Raw genomic sequence first — 16,340 nt, 5'->3', positions numbered from 1 at the left:
AGCCTAACTTATTTCTTTTTTGTTTATATTAAACTTACCGTTAAATTCGTACAGGATTTATTATGCCTCTTAAGAAAGCTCCGCATCACAGAGCACTTACCTCGGAAGAACTCAAATGGAGATGCGACACATCAGTGTTCGATTTCGAAGATACAAAAAGCATTAAACCGATTGAAGGTATTGTGGGACAGGAGCGTGCATTGAAAGCTCTGAAAATTGGCGTTGAGCTGCGCAGCCCCGGTTACAATATTTTCGTCACAGGTTTATCTGGCACAGGAAAATTGACTACAATCAAAAAAATGCTTGAATCGATTGCTCCAGCCGAAGACGAAAAATTATTCGATTATGCATACGTAAATAATTTCAAGGATATCGACAGACCAATATTGCTTAAATTCAAGGCAGGACAGGCTAAAAAATTCAGAAATGAGTTGAAAAGGACAATACGATTCCTTCAGGAAAGAATTCCAAACGTATTAAATTCGGAGCCTTTTGTCAGCCGCAAAAAGCAACTCCTTTCGGAATATGGCAAACAACAACGGGCTATAATGACTGGCTTCGAAGAAAAATTGAGAAAAGATAATTTTACTCTCGGCGAAGTAAAATCAGGCGAAATGGTTCGACCCGAAATACTTGCATTGATCGACAATAAACCTGTATTCGTTCAACAGATTCAGGAATTTGTACGCGAAGGCAAAATTAATTCCGAAAAAGCCAACGAAATTATCAGCAAATATTCTTCTTACCAGGAAGAACTTCAGCAGATATTTGTTGAAAGCCTTAAGCTAACACAGATGTATCAGGAAAAAATAAACCAGCTGGAAACTGAATCTGTATCCTCAATTGTTAAGCTTACAATAGAAGATTTAAGGAAAAAATATAAAGACAGCAAGATTAGACATTATCTGGATCAGGTTACAGAAAATATTCTTTTGAATATTGAAATATTCAAAGGACAGAAACCAATTCAAGAAGAAGCTGAAGATGGGACGGTAATCGATTATCTAAAAGAATACGAAGTTAATATCATTCTCGATAATTCAAACACAAAAGCCACGCCTGTTATAATTGAGACCTCGCCAACATATACAAATTTGTTCGGCACAATTGAAAAGATAAACGACGGACGTGGCGGATGGTATGCCGACTTTACACGTATCAAAGCCGGCTCGATTCTCAGAGCTAACGGTGGATTTCTCGTTATTAATGCACTCGATGCACTTGGCGAACCAGGCGTCTGGAAAGCTCTCAAACGCACATTGCTCTACGGCAAACTTGAAATTCAGGACATTGCCAACGTTTACCAGTTCTCACCTTCAATTCTCAAACCCGAACCGATCGAAATCGACACAAAAATAATTCTTATCGGGAATAATTATATCTATTCTTATTTATCATTTTACGAAGACGACTTCAATAAAATATTCAAGATCAAAGCTGAATTCGACAATGTAATGAAACGTTCCGAAAGTGCATTAAACGAATACGCCCGTTTAATCAAAAAATTAATCGAAAACGAAAAGTTATATGAATTCGACAAAAGCGCAGTTGCACGGCTTATCGAATACGGCGCACGATACGCCGGTGAAAAGAACAAACTGACAACTCGATTTGCATACATTGCTGACCTTGTTCGTGAAGCTAACTTCTGGGCAAAAGACAATGGCAGTAAAATTGTAACTGATTACCACGTTGACCAGGCTTACAATTCATATATCGAACGTCACGGATTATACGAATCCAAGATTTCTGAATTTATAGAGGAAGGCACCATTTTAATTGATACTGAAGGCGCTCGTATTGGAACAGTAAATGGGCTTGCTGTTTATGATGTAGGCGTTTATTCATTCGGCAAACCGACAAGAATAACAGCTACAGTCTCTCTTGGTAATGGCAGCATAATTAATGTAGAAAGAGAGGCTGGCTTAAGCGGTAAAACCCATAACAAAGCAGTACTTATTATTTCTGGATATTTCAGAGAAAAATTCGGGCGTTCAATGAATCTTTCATTCAATGCAAATCTTGTATTCGAGCAGGGTTACAGCATGGTCGACGGCGACAGCGCATCGATCTCTGAAATATGCGCTCTTCTATCGGCTCTTTCGGGCGTTCCAATAAAACAATCGCTTGCAATTACAGGCTCGGTCAATCAAAAAGGTGAAATACAACCAATCGGTGGTGTCAACGAAAAAATCGAAGGTTTTTTCGATGTCTGCAAAAAACGCGGATTGAACGGTTCGCAAGGCGTCATTATTCCGCACCAAAACGTAAAAGATTTAATGCTGAAAGACGAAGTTGTAAATGCAGTAAAAGAAAAAAGATTCCATATTTATGCTGTAAAGACAGTCGAAGAAGCCGTAGAAATTCTTACAGGCATAAAAGCAGGTAAATTACTGAAAACGGGCAAACACGAGGTAAACACGCTTTTCTACAAAGTTGAAAAGGAACTCGAATCGATGCTAAAAAAATCGAAACAGGGTAGCAGAAAAAACTAAAAAAATAATGAATTTCAGTTCTACGCATTAAATTTGTTTCGGTTAATTGTATTATTTTTGTTTTATCAAAAATAATCTTTTAACGTAATGAAGCCGGCATTTGCAAAAACAAAAATTTTAGTCACACTCGGACCTGCCACAGATTCAAAAGAGCAACTCGAAGCATTAATCGACGCTGGCGCCGACGGTATCCGCCTTAACTTTTCACACGGCGACAAGGAATATTTTAAAAGGCTCTTTAATTTAATTCACAGCATTTGCGTGGAAAAATCTCTTCCGATCCCGATTTTGGTCGATTTACAGGGACCCAAAATTCGAATCGGTGAACTTACCAAGCCAGAAATTGAAATTAAGACCGGCAATAAAATTGAAATTACTACTGAGGAGATCCCAGGAACGGAAGAAATAATTTCAACCAGTTATAAGGATCTGATTAAAGATGCAAAAAAGGACGAAGTAATTTTAATCGACGATGGACTGATAAAGCTCAAAGTTGCCGAAAAGAAAAACAATAAACTTGTCTGTACAATTTTAGAAGGTGGTACCTTAAAACCACGTAAAGGGATGAATCTGCCGGGAATGAAATTAAGCACGCCTTCTGTTACCGATAAGGACTATGAGAATCTCGAATTTGCGCTTCAGTACCGAGTCGATTTTATTGCTCTCTCTTTTGTTCGGCAGGCAGAAGATATAAGAGGTTTGCGGGCATGGCTCAACGAACGAGGCTATAATATTCCATTGATTGCTAAAATTGAAAAGCAGGAAGCTGTCGATAATTTCGAAGAAATATTGAAAGAATCAGATGGAATTATGGTCGCACGAGGCGATCTCGGAGTTGAACTGGGTCCTCATCTTGTGCCTATTATTCAGAAAAAAATTATTCGACGTTGTAATGAAACTGGCAAACTCGTTATAACTGCAACTCAAATGCTTGAGTCCATGATTCATAATCCCGTTCCAACGCGGGCCGAGGCTTCCGACATTGCAAATGCTGTCTGGGACGGAACCGATGTTGTAATGCTAAGCGGCGAAACCTCTGTGGGCAAATATCCAGTAGACGCAGTTAAAATTATGAACGAAATTCTTTTAACTACCGAAGCCGACCCCGGTATGAGAAAAAAAACAAAGTACGAAAAGCCTGAAAATATATTTGAAAATATGGTCGACGCCACCGGCGCAGGCATCGCTCTTATTTCGGAACAACTGAACGCTGCTGCAATTGTAATTTTTACTCACTTCGGTTCAAAAGCAAATATTATATCAAAGTTCAGACCAAATGCTTCGATCTTTGCAATCTCGGATAAATTCGAAACGCTAAACACGTTGAACCTGCACTGGGGAATTAAACCCTTTTATCATTCCCATATCCACGATGAAGAAACCGCTATTAGTGAATCGATGAAACTACTGAAAGAAAAAAACTTGATTAAAGACGGTGATGTGGTTATTTTTGCTGCAGGTCAACCGTTATGCGACGGTAGACGAAGCTGGCTCCGTTATTCGATTGTATAGTTTATAAACAAATATTACCAGCCGTATTATATTCTCTAAAAGAGAAGGGATAAATTTGGTCAAAAATGGATAGAACGGTTGGCTTAAAATATAAACCCGCTAAATGGTGGACAGTAAACGATAAGGGCAAAATCCTCTGTACACTATGTCCGCGTTACTGCACAATAGGGAACAATCAGGCAGGCTTTTGCTACATACGCCAGAATATCGATGGCAAACTTTATACACTCGGATACGGCCATCCAACGGGCTTTGCCATCGACCCGATCGAAAAAAAACCACTCTTCCATTTTATGCCAGGAAGCAAAATACTCAGTTTCGGTACAGCAGGCTGTAATCTCGGCTGTAAATTCTGTCAGAACTGGTCGATAAGCAAGGCAAAAATCGACACTATAAACTCAGTGGAAGCTTCCCCAGAAGACGTTGTAAATATTGCATTGAAATATAATGTTCCCTCTATTGCTTTTACTTATAACGATCCGGTAATATTTGGCGAGTATGTAATCGATATTTCTAAATTGGCTCGAGAACAGAATATCAAAACAGTTATGGTTACTGCAGGCTACATCGATAAGGAAGCCCGCAAAGAAGTTTTTCAATATATCGATGCTGCCAACGTAGACCTGAAGGCTTTTACTGAAGAATTCTATCACAACCTTACATTCTCTCATCTTCAACCTGTACTCGATACGCTCCAATGGCTCCACAACGAAACAGATATCTGGTTTGAAATTACAACATTGTTAATACCCGGTGAAAACGATTCGGACGATGAAATAAAAAAAATGTGCGAGTGGATATTAAAAAATTTGGGTGATCGAATTCCATTGCACTTCACGGCTTTTCATCCGGATTTTAAAATGAGAGACAAGCCTCCTACACCGCCTTCTACACTTTTTAGAGCGCGAAATATTGCTCTGAATATGGGCATAAAATACTGTTACACAGGCAACATTCATAACATCGAAGGACAAACAACCTATTGCCCTGAATGTGGCAAAGCCGTTATTAAAAGAGATTGGCACTCAATCTTGGAAATTTCGCTTACAGAAGGCAGGTGTAACTATTGTTCAACAAAAATCGACGGAAGTTTTTTTTCATTATGAATTTACTAACTTTATCAATATTTTTTAATTGATTTTTCCATCAACCTGTTGAAAATAAATAACCTAATAAGGGGGTATGTATGAAAAAAACTCTCATTATCACTCTGATTATTTCCTTTATGGTAATCTTATTCTCTTCTTTAACAATGGCCCAGAACCAGAATGTACGGTTCGGTAAAATTTTTGGTAAAGAAGAAGCCAATCAGCTTTTTGGCAAAGTGGATTTTTCTGTAAAAATAAAGAAAGATATCCTCAAAGCAGCTCTTTCCCGTGTGGATAAATACGTTCTTTTTGCAGTAAAAGGGAAAAGACCACTATTGTTCAACAGCCGCAGAAAACCATTACTCGACAATAATGTAACACTCGACCCTGGCGAAAAAGGTTTCCTCTTCAGCAAAGAAGTGGTCGAAGAATTTCTAAATAGCACAAACGACTCGGTCATTGAAATTGAAATTAGAGGGAGCGAAGCGGGAGTAAGAGGTAGAACTACTTCTTCACTTCAAGCAAATTATATTTTAACGCTCAGTAATTCAGTTAGTACGTTAGAGTTTGCAACTGATTGTCCACCCTATTGTCCTGAGGATTAACTTGAGTATCATTGAAATCTTAAAAATATTGTTTTATGTGAGTATTGTAATCTGGCTATTTCCACCTATACGACAACTTAAAACCAGATACTTTTATTTTTTTCTAATCCTTGCTTTAGCCGATCCAGTATCTCTGTTCATAAAGAATTTTATTTACATTCATATTTCTTTCTATTTCCCATTTGTTTCATTATTACTTTTTTTATCCATTTACAGGAAAGAGAAGTCGAACGAGAAATTTCATTTTGCTGTTACAATTACGGCTACAGCTGTTACTTTCATATTGACTTTAATATTGGAGCAATCCCAGCTTTCAGTTGGGATTCTCCATTTTCTTATTGTCTTCTTGTTTTTAAAGGAGTTTATAATACGTTTTGCGTTTAAGAGCGAGCTGGACCTATTCCTATTAATGTTAATCTTTTACGAATTTACTACAATACTCAAATATTTAAACGTAGCTTTCGGAATTACAAATGCAACTGCTTATTTTTTTATTACAACAATCTTCCAAATCTCCTTTGGACTCTTCTTTACGGTCTTTAGAGGAGATAGGGCCCGAGTCGTTATTCAGCGCTGAGAATCCGTATTTTTATGCCATACTTCTGATGGCAGTAATACTCGTGGTGTCATTCATGTTTTTCTGGTATGTAGTACTGCCGATGCAAAAACGACACGAGAAAGAAGAAAAAACGATGCAATTGCGCCAGGCTGAATTGATGGCACTCTTTGTGAGTCTTGCACCCGATCCAGTATTTCGCGTAGACAAAGCAAGCAATATAATTCTTGCCAACGATGCTGCTCATAAAGTATTTCCTTTCAAGGTTTTGCTAGGCACGAAAATTTCTGAAGTCCTCCCTTTTACAAAAGACCTCGATATTTATGAAATGATAAAGAGAGATATAACAATTAATTACACAACACAAATCAATCAAAATTATTTCCAGTTCAAGATAAGCGGCATTTCGAGTCTCGAAATTTGTCAGATATACGGAAGAGATATTACAGAATTGAAAAGGTCAGAAAAAGAATTACAGGAAGCGCTACGTAAAGCAGAAGAGTCGCAAAAGTTAAAAGAGTTTTTCCTTTCTCAGATATCACACGAAGTTCGTTCGCCATTAAACGTCATTATCGGATTTTCAAATATGCTGTTGGAAGAAGCTAAAAGCAGCAAGGATAGTGACATGAAAGATATTTACCTATCGATAATAAACAACAGCAAACGGCTTTACCGAACTTTCGACCTGCTACTCAACATGTCGCAAATACAAACAGGCTCGTTCAATATACGCTTCGAGCACATCGATGTACTGCCGATAATAAAATCTATCACAAACGAATTTGCCACTTATGCAGAGGAAAAGAATGTAGCACTCCGTATAGTTCCCAAAACGGAAGATACGATTGTAACAGCAGATCATTATTCAGTAAGTCAAATTTTTTCACATTTGATCGACAATGCAATTAAATATTCCGAGAACGGTAACGTAGATATAATTTTACGCAGGGATGAAAACTATTTCTATGTGGACGTCAAAGACAACGGTATTGGAATACCTCCCGAATATATAGGTAAATTATTTACTCCATTCTCTCAAGCAAATATGTCATACTCCAAACCATTTGAGGGTACCGGTTTGGGTCTGGCTTTAGTTAAAAATCTTTTGGATATTAACAACGCCAAAATCGAAGTAAAAAGCGAGCTCGGTACCGGCTCTATTTTTACAGTTATATTTGAGGGTAATAGTTATGGAAGAACAAGAAGTAAAAAAACCTAGAATATTAATTGCAGAAGGAGACAACGACAACAGACATTTTCTAAAAATCTATCTAAAAAAATATTTCTTACCCGATGCGTGCGAATCTGCAGAGGAACTCTACGATCTCCTCTCCCAGAATAGTTACGATATTATAATTATGGACATCGCATTAAAAGGTGGCAAGGATGGGATTCAATTAATTCAAGAATTAAAGAGCAACGAAAGTTATTCGCATATACCGATATTATGCTACACCACCTTTGCAATGAACCGCGATAGAATTAATGCACTCAACGCCGGATGCGATTTATATCTTACTAAACCAAGCGACATAAAAACTCTTCTTTATTATCTCTTCACACTTTTGAAAAAGAAGGGGAAGGAATTTACATTACCGATAATTAATGGATTTGCATATTGAAAAAAAGCCCGCATGATTAGACGGGCTTTTTAGATATCTTTCCATCCAGATCCACAAACAATCATCTATTTAAGCATTACGTTCCCGCGCTGTAATCGTTAATATATTTAATCTGTTCATTCGTCAACTTGTCGATTTTGTAACCCATAGTTTTCAATTTAATCATCGCAATTTCCTGATCTTGTTCTTCAGGAATATCGATAACATCGGGTTCGATTTTAATTCCTTTTACTTTCATTTCTGCCAGACGCAGTTGCGACATAAATTGATTTGCAAACGACATATCCATTACTTCAGAGGGGTGCCCTTCTGCAGCAGCGAGATTTACGAGTCGTCCCTGAGCCAGAAGATAGATGCGTCTTCCATCTTTAAGAGTATACTCCTCGTTATTAGGTCGCACAGTTCTTTTCGATTTTTTCAATTTTTCAAGATCAGGAATATTTATTTCGCAGTCGTAGTGACCTGTATTGCAAATGATTGCTCCATCTTTCATACTTTTAAAATGTTTCGAGACGATCACATCCTTAACGCCGGTAGCGGTAATAAAGATATCTCCGATTTTAGCAGCTTCGTCCATTGGCATAACGCGGAAACCTTCCAGTGCTGCTTTCAGAGCTGCCGTTGGTTTAACTTCTGTAACAATCACATTGGCTCCCATCCCTGCGGCTCTCATTGCAACGCCTCGTCCGCAGTGTCCATAACCAGCAACGACAAAATTTTTGCCCGCCAGCAATACCGAAGTTGCTCTTAATATACCGTCAATCGAGGATTGGCCGGTACCGTAGACATTATCGAAGTCCCATTTTGTTTCTGCATCGTTGACTGCGATAACGGGATAGAGCAATTTTTTAGCTGCAGCCATAGCTCGAAGTCTGTGCACGCCCGTCGTTGTTTCTTCAGTGCCGCCGATAATATTTTTAGCCAACTCAGGAAATTTATTGTGGACTGTAAAAATTAAATCAGCGCCGTCGTCGAGTGTCAGGTTTGGTTTCATCTTTAATGTTTGTTCTATCGACCAGTAGAATTCCTTAACATTCTGACCATGCCAAGCATAAATTTCGATCCCATTTTTAGCAAGTGCAGCTGCAATTTCGTCCTGTGTAGAAAGTGGATTACAGCCGCTCCAGCTTACTTTTGCGCCCGCTTCCTTTAATGTTTCGACAAGAACTGCAGTCTCTTTTGTAACGTGGAGACATCCCGCAATTTTGAATCCCTTCAACGGCTTGGTCTTCGAATATTTTTCTCTCAGTTCCATCATAACGGGCATTCTCGATTCTGCCCACTCGATTTTCTTTCTGCCTTCAGCTGCTAATTTAATATCGCGTACTTTATACCTTCCTTCTTTGAAATCCATAAAATTACTCCTTATTAAACAAGTTTTTTAAGTGTTGATACAAGGTCAAGTTTTTCCCACGTAAATTCTTTTTCGTTTCTACCGAAATGACCGTAAGCTGCGGTTTTTTGATATATCGGTCTTCTTAATTTCAAACGTTCGATGATACCGTTCGGCGTAAGGTCGATCTCCTTTTTAATCAGTTTTGCCAGCTGCTTGTCCGGAATAACACCGGTGCCGTTAGTATTGATATAAACCGATACTGGTTCTTTTACACCGATGGCATATGCAATCTGAAACAGGCATTCCCTTGCAAGTCCAGCAGCGACCACATTCTTAGCAATATGACGCGCAGCATAAGTTGCACTTCTGTCGACTTTCGACGGATCTTTCCCTGAGAAAGCGCCTCCTCCATGTGGAGCCCATCCGCCGTAGGTATCTACGATAATTTTTCTTCCTGTTAATCCTGTGTCGCCGTGAGGACCTCCTATCTCAAATCTTCCGGTTGGATTAACATAGTACTTTGTTCTGTTGTCGAGCAGCTCTGCTGGAATTACTTTTTTAATAATATTTTCGATAACATCGGCTTTAATTTTTTTCTGGCTAACTCCAGGATCGTGCTGTGTAGAAATGACGACTGCATCAACTCTTCTTGGAGTTCCATCGTCTTCAAATTCAATTGTCACTTGTGATTTTGAATCGGGTCTCAGGTATGGCATTTCTCCGGGAGTGTTTTTTCTTACATCGGCAAGTCGTTTGACGAGTTTATGTGCAAACATTAAAGGCATGGGCATAAATTCGGGAGTTTGATCGCATGCATATCCGAACATAATTCCCTGGTCACCTGCACCGCCTTTATTCACTCCCATTGCGATATCGGGCGACTGCGAATGAATTGCATTGATTACACCACACGATTCAGCGTCAAATTTATATTCGGCCTTTGTATAGCCGATATTCCTTATTGTAGATCTTACAACATTCTCAATATCGATGTATGCCTCGGTTGTAATTTCACCGCCAACTACAACCAGTCCGGTAGTAACAAAAGTTTCGCATGCAACCCGTCCATTCGGGTCGTCTTTCATAACCGCATCTAATACTCCGTCCGATATCGCATCACACACTTTATCCGGGTGCCCTTCGGAAACGGATTCGGATGTGAACAAGTATGACATTTATACCTCTGTTTTATTTTTTAATAATACTCAATTTCAGATGAATCGCCAGTATTCAATCTTTTGAAGTTTCCTTTAACGATAGCATTGCTGCCGATAATAGAATTTTCAAGCATACTCTTGTCGATCAAAGCGCCTTCGCTTATTATTGAATTCCTTATAATCGAGTCGGTAATTTTACAGCCTTTTGAAATTGTTGCAAAAGGACCTATCACTGAATTTATAATTTCTGCTTTCTCGTCGATATAAACAGGTTCTATAACAACCACGTTATCAAATTTTTTATGTGTTCCATTTTTCGACAGTAGAAATCGATTTGTTTCCAGAAGGGTTTCAGGTTTGCCGCAATCATACCAGCCTTCAACGTCAAACGTTTTAATAACCTCGCCTTTGTCAATCATCAATTGCAAAGCGTCGGTCAATTGATATTCACCTCGTGTGCGGATGTTTTTTTCGATAAGTTCTGTAAGGCATTCTTTCAGAAGTGTAGTGTTTTTAATGTAATACAGACCGACAAGAGCCAGTTTCGATATCGGCGTTTGTGGCTTTTCAATCAGTTTAATTATCGTATCGTTTTCACAGACGGCAACTCCAAAACGGGATGGGTCTTCTACCTGCTTTACTCCCAGCGCTGTGGCGTTTTTTTCGAATCCTTTTTTGAGATCGAAATCAAAAATAGTGTCGCCAAGAATAATAAAAATTTCTTTATCGCTTTCATCTTTCAATGCTACATAAATTGCATGTCCAAGTCCCAGCAATTCTTCCTGTTCTACAAACCGTGCATCTATCAAAGGATATTCGCTATTGATATAATCGATTATTTTTTCTCCCATGTATCCGATTATAAATGTAGCTTTATTGATGCCTTCCTGAATCAGTTTGTCGACGATATGTCCGATGATTGGCTTTCCACCAACATTGAGCATTACTTTAGGAAGCGAATGAGTGTGAGGTTTTAATCGTGTTCCAAAACCCGCCGCCGGGATAACAGCTCTCAATTATCATCCTTTTTTTTGAGTGCCAATTTAATTAATAAGGCAGCGTTTATCAACTATATTATTAATGTTCAGTTCAACCTTTGATTCCAATCTTCTGCAATTAAAAAATGTTCTTTTCTGATACCACTATTTCTTTTAATTCTTTCCTTCCTTTTCTATGAGGATTTTTTTCGTCATTATAACCCAGCGCAATTATTACAACAGGTTTCTCGTCTTCGTTGAGATTGAGACTTTCAACAAATTTATTTCTGTCGAATCCTCCCATTTGATGCAGATAAATATTCCGCTCCATTGCCTCGAGTGTTAAAAATGCTACGGCCTGCCCCACATCATATTCCATGTAATTATTTTTTTTGCCGTTAAGAGATAAATTAACTCTGCCTGTTACTCCGATCAGGACGGGTGCTTTTGCCGCCCATTTTTTATTGCTGTCGAAAAGAGTATCGAGCAACGTATCGTAAATTTTATCGTCCTTAAAACCAACATAAAATTTCCATGGCTGTTCATTATAGGACGAAGGAGCAAGGCGAGCCATCTCGAATAATGCTTTTATATCCTCGAGTGGTATCTCCTGCTCAGAAAAATCGTAAGGACTATATCTATCGGCTATTAATTCAGATACTTTTGTTCTGCATTCGACGTTCAACTTTAATTCCTTTTTTTAGTCTATAAATTCATTAATCAAAAAAATAGTTCAACAATCAAAAAAACATCTGCACATTTTTTTGAGAAAATAATATTTTTCGTTGTGTTACAATTAATTTTACAAACATGAAGAAAGTCACAATTTTTACTGTGCTGCATTTATGCATTCTGATTACAACAGTTTCGCAGGCTCAGGATACACTTGTCTGGATACTGAATAATCCCGATACAGTCGGTAATTTTAAAACTTCGTTTCTTACTGGACGTCCTTCTATTATTAATACGGAATATGGCGATGCACTTTATTTCGATGGTATTGACGACGGTATATTAATAAACAATTATCCGCTTTGCGATTCAGAAAATTTTACGATTGAAGTTTTCTTCCGGCCCGATTCTTCGTCGAACATTGCAAATTATGAACAGCGTTTCCTCCATATTAAAAACAAGGATGATTTTAAAAGAATCTTAATGGAATTGCGTTTAAAGAAAAATAAATGGACTCTGGACACTTTCATTAAAAACGGAGATTCTAAATGTACACTTATTGATACTTCTATCTGGCACGAAACCGGTAAGTGGTACAAAGTTGCTTTGACTTATCGTAACGGGATTATGAGACATTTTGTCGATGGACACGAAGAGATGAGCGGCAAAGTAAATTTTGAACCGATAGACAAAGATGGTACTATTTCAATAGGTGTAAGACAGAACAAAAAATCGTGGTTTAAAGGTACACTCCGGGAAATAAAATTCATCACACAAAATGGAACAAGAAATTGAATTTTACTCTGCAGTTTTTGCCATTCCTTCATTATTTATTATTTTTTCATTGTAAAAAACAGTTAGTTTTAAAAGACTGAGGATACTCTAAATCCTCTTTATTGTACGTGGGGTCAGCTAAAAATAGTGCCATATTAAAATCAATTATTCTGAAAATGTGAGCAGATAAATTGCATCAATTACAGAAATATTTTTCATTTCATATAAATCTCACCCGATTAAATCAATCAATAAGGTAACAAAATGAGTCTAAGTCTAATAGCAAAAAGCATATCTGCTTCTCCCACGTTAGCGTTAAACGAGAAGGCACAAATACTTCGACAAAAAGGAGAACCGGTAATCAATTTCAGTGTTGGCGAGCCACGCAGCCGTGCGCCAATCGATTCAATTCTGGCTGCAGTTCAAATTCTTAATACTGGCGAAGTTCGTTATACGCCGCCCGATGGAATACCCGATTTGAAGAAATCAATTATCCGTTACACCGAAGAGTTTTACAATCGAAAAGTTGAGCCAGAAAACATAATTGTATCGGGAGGCGCCAAACAGGCAATTATGATAGCTTTGCAGGCTATACTGAATCCGCAGGAAGAGGTTCTCTATCCAGCACCTTACTGGGTTAGTTATCCCGAGATGGCAAAGCTCTGCGGCGGCATTGGCATTCCTGTTCCACCTGAAGATGGAACTTTCTATCCAAGAATTCAAGACATCGAAAGGAAAGTAGGCAGTTATACAAAAGCAGTTATTATTAACAGTCCAAATAATCCTTCCGGAGCCGTTTATTCCGAAGAATTTATTGCAGATATAGTCGATTTCTGCGAACGTCGCGACCTCTATTTAATAATGGATGATATTTATCACCGCCTGATTTTCGACGGCAGAAAACCAATTAATCCATGGAACTATGTTAAAAAGAAAGATGAAAATTCCAGAATGATAATTGTTAACGGTGTATCGAAACAATACGCAATGACGGGATTTCGCATCGGATGGGCTGTGGCAAATAAAAAACTAATCGAAGCAATGACAAATATACAGAGCCATCAGTCGGGAGGGCCTTCAGTTGTGCTTCAGCGTGCTGCAGTGGGCGCACTTAATGGCATTCAATCGAGCGTAGAAAATCTCAGAACCACACTCGAAAACAATCGTAATGTTATGGTCGATTTATTGCGTACTATGGACGGTGCAAAAGTTTTCGTGCCCGACGGTACATTTTACTGCTTCGTCGACTTTAGTGCTTACGAAAAGAGTTCACATAAACTTTCTCAAATGCTCATTGATAAAGTAATGGTATTGACGGTACCCGGCGTGGAATTTGGCATGGAAGGATTTATTCGCTTAAGCTTTGCAGGTTCTATGAAAGAAATTCAGGAAGGTATTGAAAGAATCAAATGGGTAATCGATCCTAATGCACCGAACGAACTTTATATTGGCGACAGAAAATTAGTGAGGGATTGGTTATGAGCAAATATCTTGAATTCAATACGCCCGCTTCGAAAGAAGCAATGGAATTAGCTTCGGACTACAGATTAAAACATCAGGGTCTCACTTATCTCGATCGAGTTTACTGGAATCTACCTGAAGAAGCGCTCTACGAAGAAGCTATCTTCCGCAACGAGGGGAAAGTAATTAAAGGCGGACCCTTGCTTGTAACTACAGGAAAACACACGGCGCGAGCTGCTGCGGATAAATATATTGTGCAAGAAGAATCGACAAATAATAACATCTGGTGGGGAATTTATAATCGCCCTTATAGTCAGGCAAAATTCAACGAATTGTTTGGGCGACTCCAGGCATGGGCACAAGGCGAGGAATTTTTTGTGCAGGATGTTTACGCCGGCACCGACCCCGAGTATCGTATGCCAATAAGGATTATTACCGAAAAAGCATGGCATAGTCTTTTTGTAAGAAATATGTTTGTTACAATCGACAATAAAGATGAACTTAAAAAGTTCGTACCAGAATTTACAATAATCGCCGTGCCCGGTTTAAAATTAAATCCAGTTATCGACGGCACAAGGACGGAAACTGGAATAATATTAAATTTCGGTGCGAAGATGGCAATTATTGCTAATACGCTCTATGCAGGTGAAATTAAAAAGTCGGTATTTACAGTACTGAATTACTTATTGACTTTTGAGGATGTATTACCGATGCACTGCTCGGCAAATGTTGGAGAACAAAACGACGTAGCATTGTTTTTTGGATTGAGTGGAACTGGAAAAACCACACTATCAGCCGACCCCAAAAGGAAATTGATCGGCGACGACGAACATGGCTGGAGTTCGAAAGGCGTGTTCAACTTCGAAGGTGGATGTTATGCAAAAGTTATCCGCCTTTCAGCTGAAAATGAACCAGAAATTTATTCAACCACTAAAAGGTACGGCACTATACTTGAGAATGTTGTTTTCGATCCGGTATCCCGAGTAATTGACCTCGATGACGATTCGATTACTGAAAACACACGAGCTTCTTATCCAATTGAATTCATTCCCAATGTAATACAAGATGGATACGTTAATGCGCATCCGAAGAACATCATATTCCTGACATGCGACGCTACGGGAGTTTTACCTCCAATTGCTCGCCTTTCACCCGAACAAGCTCAATATCATTTCATTAGTGGATATACTTCTAAAATTGCGGGTACTGAAATCGGTCTGGGGATAGAACCTGAAATAACCTTCAGTGCATGTTTCGGAGCCCCATTTATGGTGCGGCATCCATACGAATACGCACAGATGCTCAAGCAACGAATGCTAAAACACAACGCAAAAGTATGGCTCATTAATACAGGATGGGTCGGCGGTAGATTTGGAGTTGGCAAAAGAATTTCAATTCGTCACACCCGCAATCTTTTAAATGCAGCTCTCGATGGAAAGCTCGACAAAGTTCAATACCACAAGGATAAACTCTTCGGATTCGAAGTTCCGACAAGCTGTCCCGACGTACCTTCGGAAGTGCTCGACCCAGAAAGTTCATGGGGCAATAAAGAAGAATACTGGAAAAAATACGACGCCCTCGCAGCAAGATTCATTGATAACTTTAAGATGTATGAAAAATTTTGTTCCCGGGATGTAATTGAAGCCGGTCCAAAAAGATTAAAGTAGATAATTAAAGGCTGCTTAATAAAGCAGCCTTTTAATACTTCTTAAAAAATTTGTTCATACATCCTCAAATGATATCATTATTTATTTCTTTTTAATTTTATATTAAATACTGTGCCTTCTTCTTCATTTGAATGGAAATAAACTTCTCCATTTAAATATTTTTCAATGAACAACCTGGTGCTGTAAGTACCGAGTCCTCTTCCTGTTCCTTCCTTAGTTGAAAAGGAACGATTAAATATTTGCATTTGTACGTCTTGTGGCATAAAGGCAGGATTATGTACTGAAAAAATAATTTGATCATCACCAATAACTGTTTTTACTGTTACTGTATCTCCCGTTTTAGATGCTTCCAGTGTATTTTTAAGAAGATTTCCGAGTGACCTAACAAGTATACTTTTGTCTGATGCTTATCAAAAAG

Annotated in this window: 14 protein-coding genes; 9 read left to right on the top strand and 5 right to left on the bottom strand. The window is 38.5% G+C overall.

What is annotated here, in order from left to right; translation table 11 throughout:
- Positions 1-62: 62 nt before the first annotated feature.
- From ACUN8G_RS07880 to ACUN8G_RS07855, 6 genes are all read left to right on the top strand, one after another.
- Positions 63-2,495 (top strand): Lon protease family protein, encoded by a 2,433-nt coding sequence (locus ACUN8G_RS07880; RefSeq protein ID WP_437346304.1) that lies wholly within the window; start codon positions 63-65, stop codon positions 2,493-2,495.
- Between the two features lie 87 nt (positions 2,496-2,582).
- Entirely contained in the window at positions 2,583-4,007 is a 1,425-nt protein-coding gene (gene pyk, locus ACUN8G_RS07875; protein WP_437346305.1) for a pyruvate kinase, read from the top strand.
- A gap of 65 nt (positions 4,008-4,072) precedes the next feature.
- Positions 4,073-5,113, top strand: a complete 1,041-nt coding sequence (gene amrS / locus ACUN8G_RS07870) for an AmmeMemoRadiSam system radical SAM enzyme (RefSeq protein WP_437346306.1) — start codon at positions 4,073-4,075, stop codon at positions 5,111-5,113.
- An 80-nt stretch (positions 5,114-5,193) separates the two neighbouring features.
- On the top strand, positions 5,194-5,700 hold the full coding sequence (locus ACUN8G_RS07865; protein WP_437346307.1) for a hypothetical protein: 507 nt from the start codon (positions 5,194-5,196) through the stop codon (positions 5,698-5,700).
- A 473-nt stretch (positions 5,701-6,173) separates the two neighbouring features.
- Positions 6,174-7,475, top strand: a complete 1,302-nt coding sequence (locus tag ACUN8G_RS07860; RefSeq protein WP_445480923.1) for a sensor histidine kinase — start codon at positions 6,174-6,176, stop codon at positions 7,473-7,475.
- The gene (locus ACUN8G_RS07855) at positions 7,447-7,878 is read left to right on the top strand and encodes a response regulator (RefSeq protein WP_437346309.1); all 432 of its coding nucleotides are present in this window, start codon (positions 7,447-7,449) and stop codon (positions 7,876-7,878) included. Before ACUN8G_RS07860 ends, ACUN8G_RS07855 begins: the two co-directional genes overlap by 29 nt.
- A 76-nt stretch (positions 7,879-7,954) precedes the next feature.
- Here ACUN8G_RS07855 and ACUN8G_RS07850 read toward each other — a convergent pair whose 3' ends face one another.
- The 4 genes from ACUN8G_RS07850 to ACUN8G_RS07835 all read right to left on the bottom strand — a co-directional run bounded on the left by ACUN8G_RS07850 (position 7,955) and on the right by ACUN8G_RS07835 (position 12,033).
- Positions 7,955-9,232, bottom strand: coding sequence for an adenosylhomocysteinase (locus tag ACUN8G_RS07850; RefSeq protein WP_437346310.1), 1,278 nt, complete (start codon positions 9,230-9,232; stop codon positions 7,955-7,957).
- A gap of 14 nt (positions 9,233-9,246) precedes the next feature.
- Positions 9,247-10,389, bottom strand: coding sequence for a methionine adenosyltransferase (gene metK, locus ACUN8G_RS07845; protein WP_437346311.1), 1,143 nt, complete (start codon positions 10,387-10,389; stop codon positions 9,247-9,249).
- A gap of 20 nt (positions 10,390-10,409) precedes the next feature.
- Positions 10,410-11,387: a sugar phosphate nucleotidyltransferase gene (locus ACUN8G_RS07840; protein WP_437346312.1), complete on the bottom strand. Its 978-nt coding sequence runs from the start codon at positions 11,385-11,387 to the stop codon at positions 10,410-10,412.
- Between the two features lie 100 nt (positions 11,388-11,487).
- Positions 11,488-12,033, bottom strand: a complete 546-nt coding sequence (locus ACUN8G_RS07835; RefSeq protein ID WP_437346313.1) for a nitroreductase family protein — start codon at positions 12,031-12,033, stop codon at positions 11,488-11,490.
- A gap of 125 nt (positions 12,034-12,158) precedes the next feature.
- Between ACUN8G_RS07835 and ACUN8G_RS07830 the strand changes: the two genes are divergently transcribed.
- From ACUN8G_RS07830 to pckA, 3 genes are all read left to right on the top strand, one after another.
- Positions 12,159-12,815: a LamG-like jellyroll fold domain-containing protein gene (locus ACUN8G_RS07830; protein ID WP_437346314.1), complete on the top strand. Its 657-nt coding sequence runs from the start codon at positions 12,159-12,161 to the stop codon at positions 12,813-12,815.
- A 243-nt stretch (positions 12,816-13,058) separates the two neighbouring features.
- Positions 13,059-14,276, top strand: a complete 1,218-nt coding sequence (locus tag ACUN8G_RS07825) for a pyridoxal phosphate-dependent aminotransferase (RefSeq protein WP_437346315.1) — start codon at positions 13,059-13,061, stop codon at positions 14,274-14,276.
- A 41-nt stretch (positions 14,277-14,317) separates the two neighbouring features.
- Entirely contained in the window at positions 14,318-15,922 is a 1,605-nt protein-coding gene (gene pckA / locus ACUN8G_RS07820; RefSeq protein ID WP_437346420.1) for a phosphoenolpyruvate carboxykinase (ATP), read from the top strand.
- 77 nt (positions 15,923-15,999) lie between these two features.
- Here the strand turns inward: pckA and ACUN8G_RS07815 are convergent, their stop codons facing one another.
- Positions 16,000-16,314, bottom strand: a complete 315-nt coding sequence (locus ACUN8G_RS07815) for an ATP-binding protein (protein ID WP_437346421.1) — start codon at positions 16,312-16,314, stop codon at positions 16,000-16,002.
- Positions 16,315-16,340 lie beyond the last annotated feature (26 nt).

This window comes from Melioribacter sulfuriphilus (assembly GCF_052656625.1).
The sequence above is the reverse complement of the archived record's forward strand: the minus strand, read 5'-3'. Positions and strand labels throughout refer to the sequence as shown.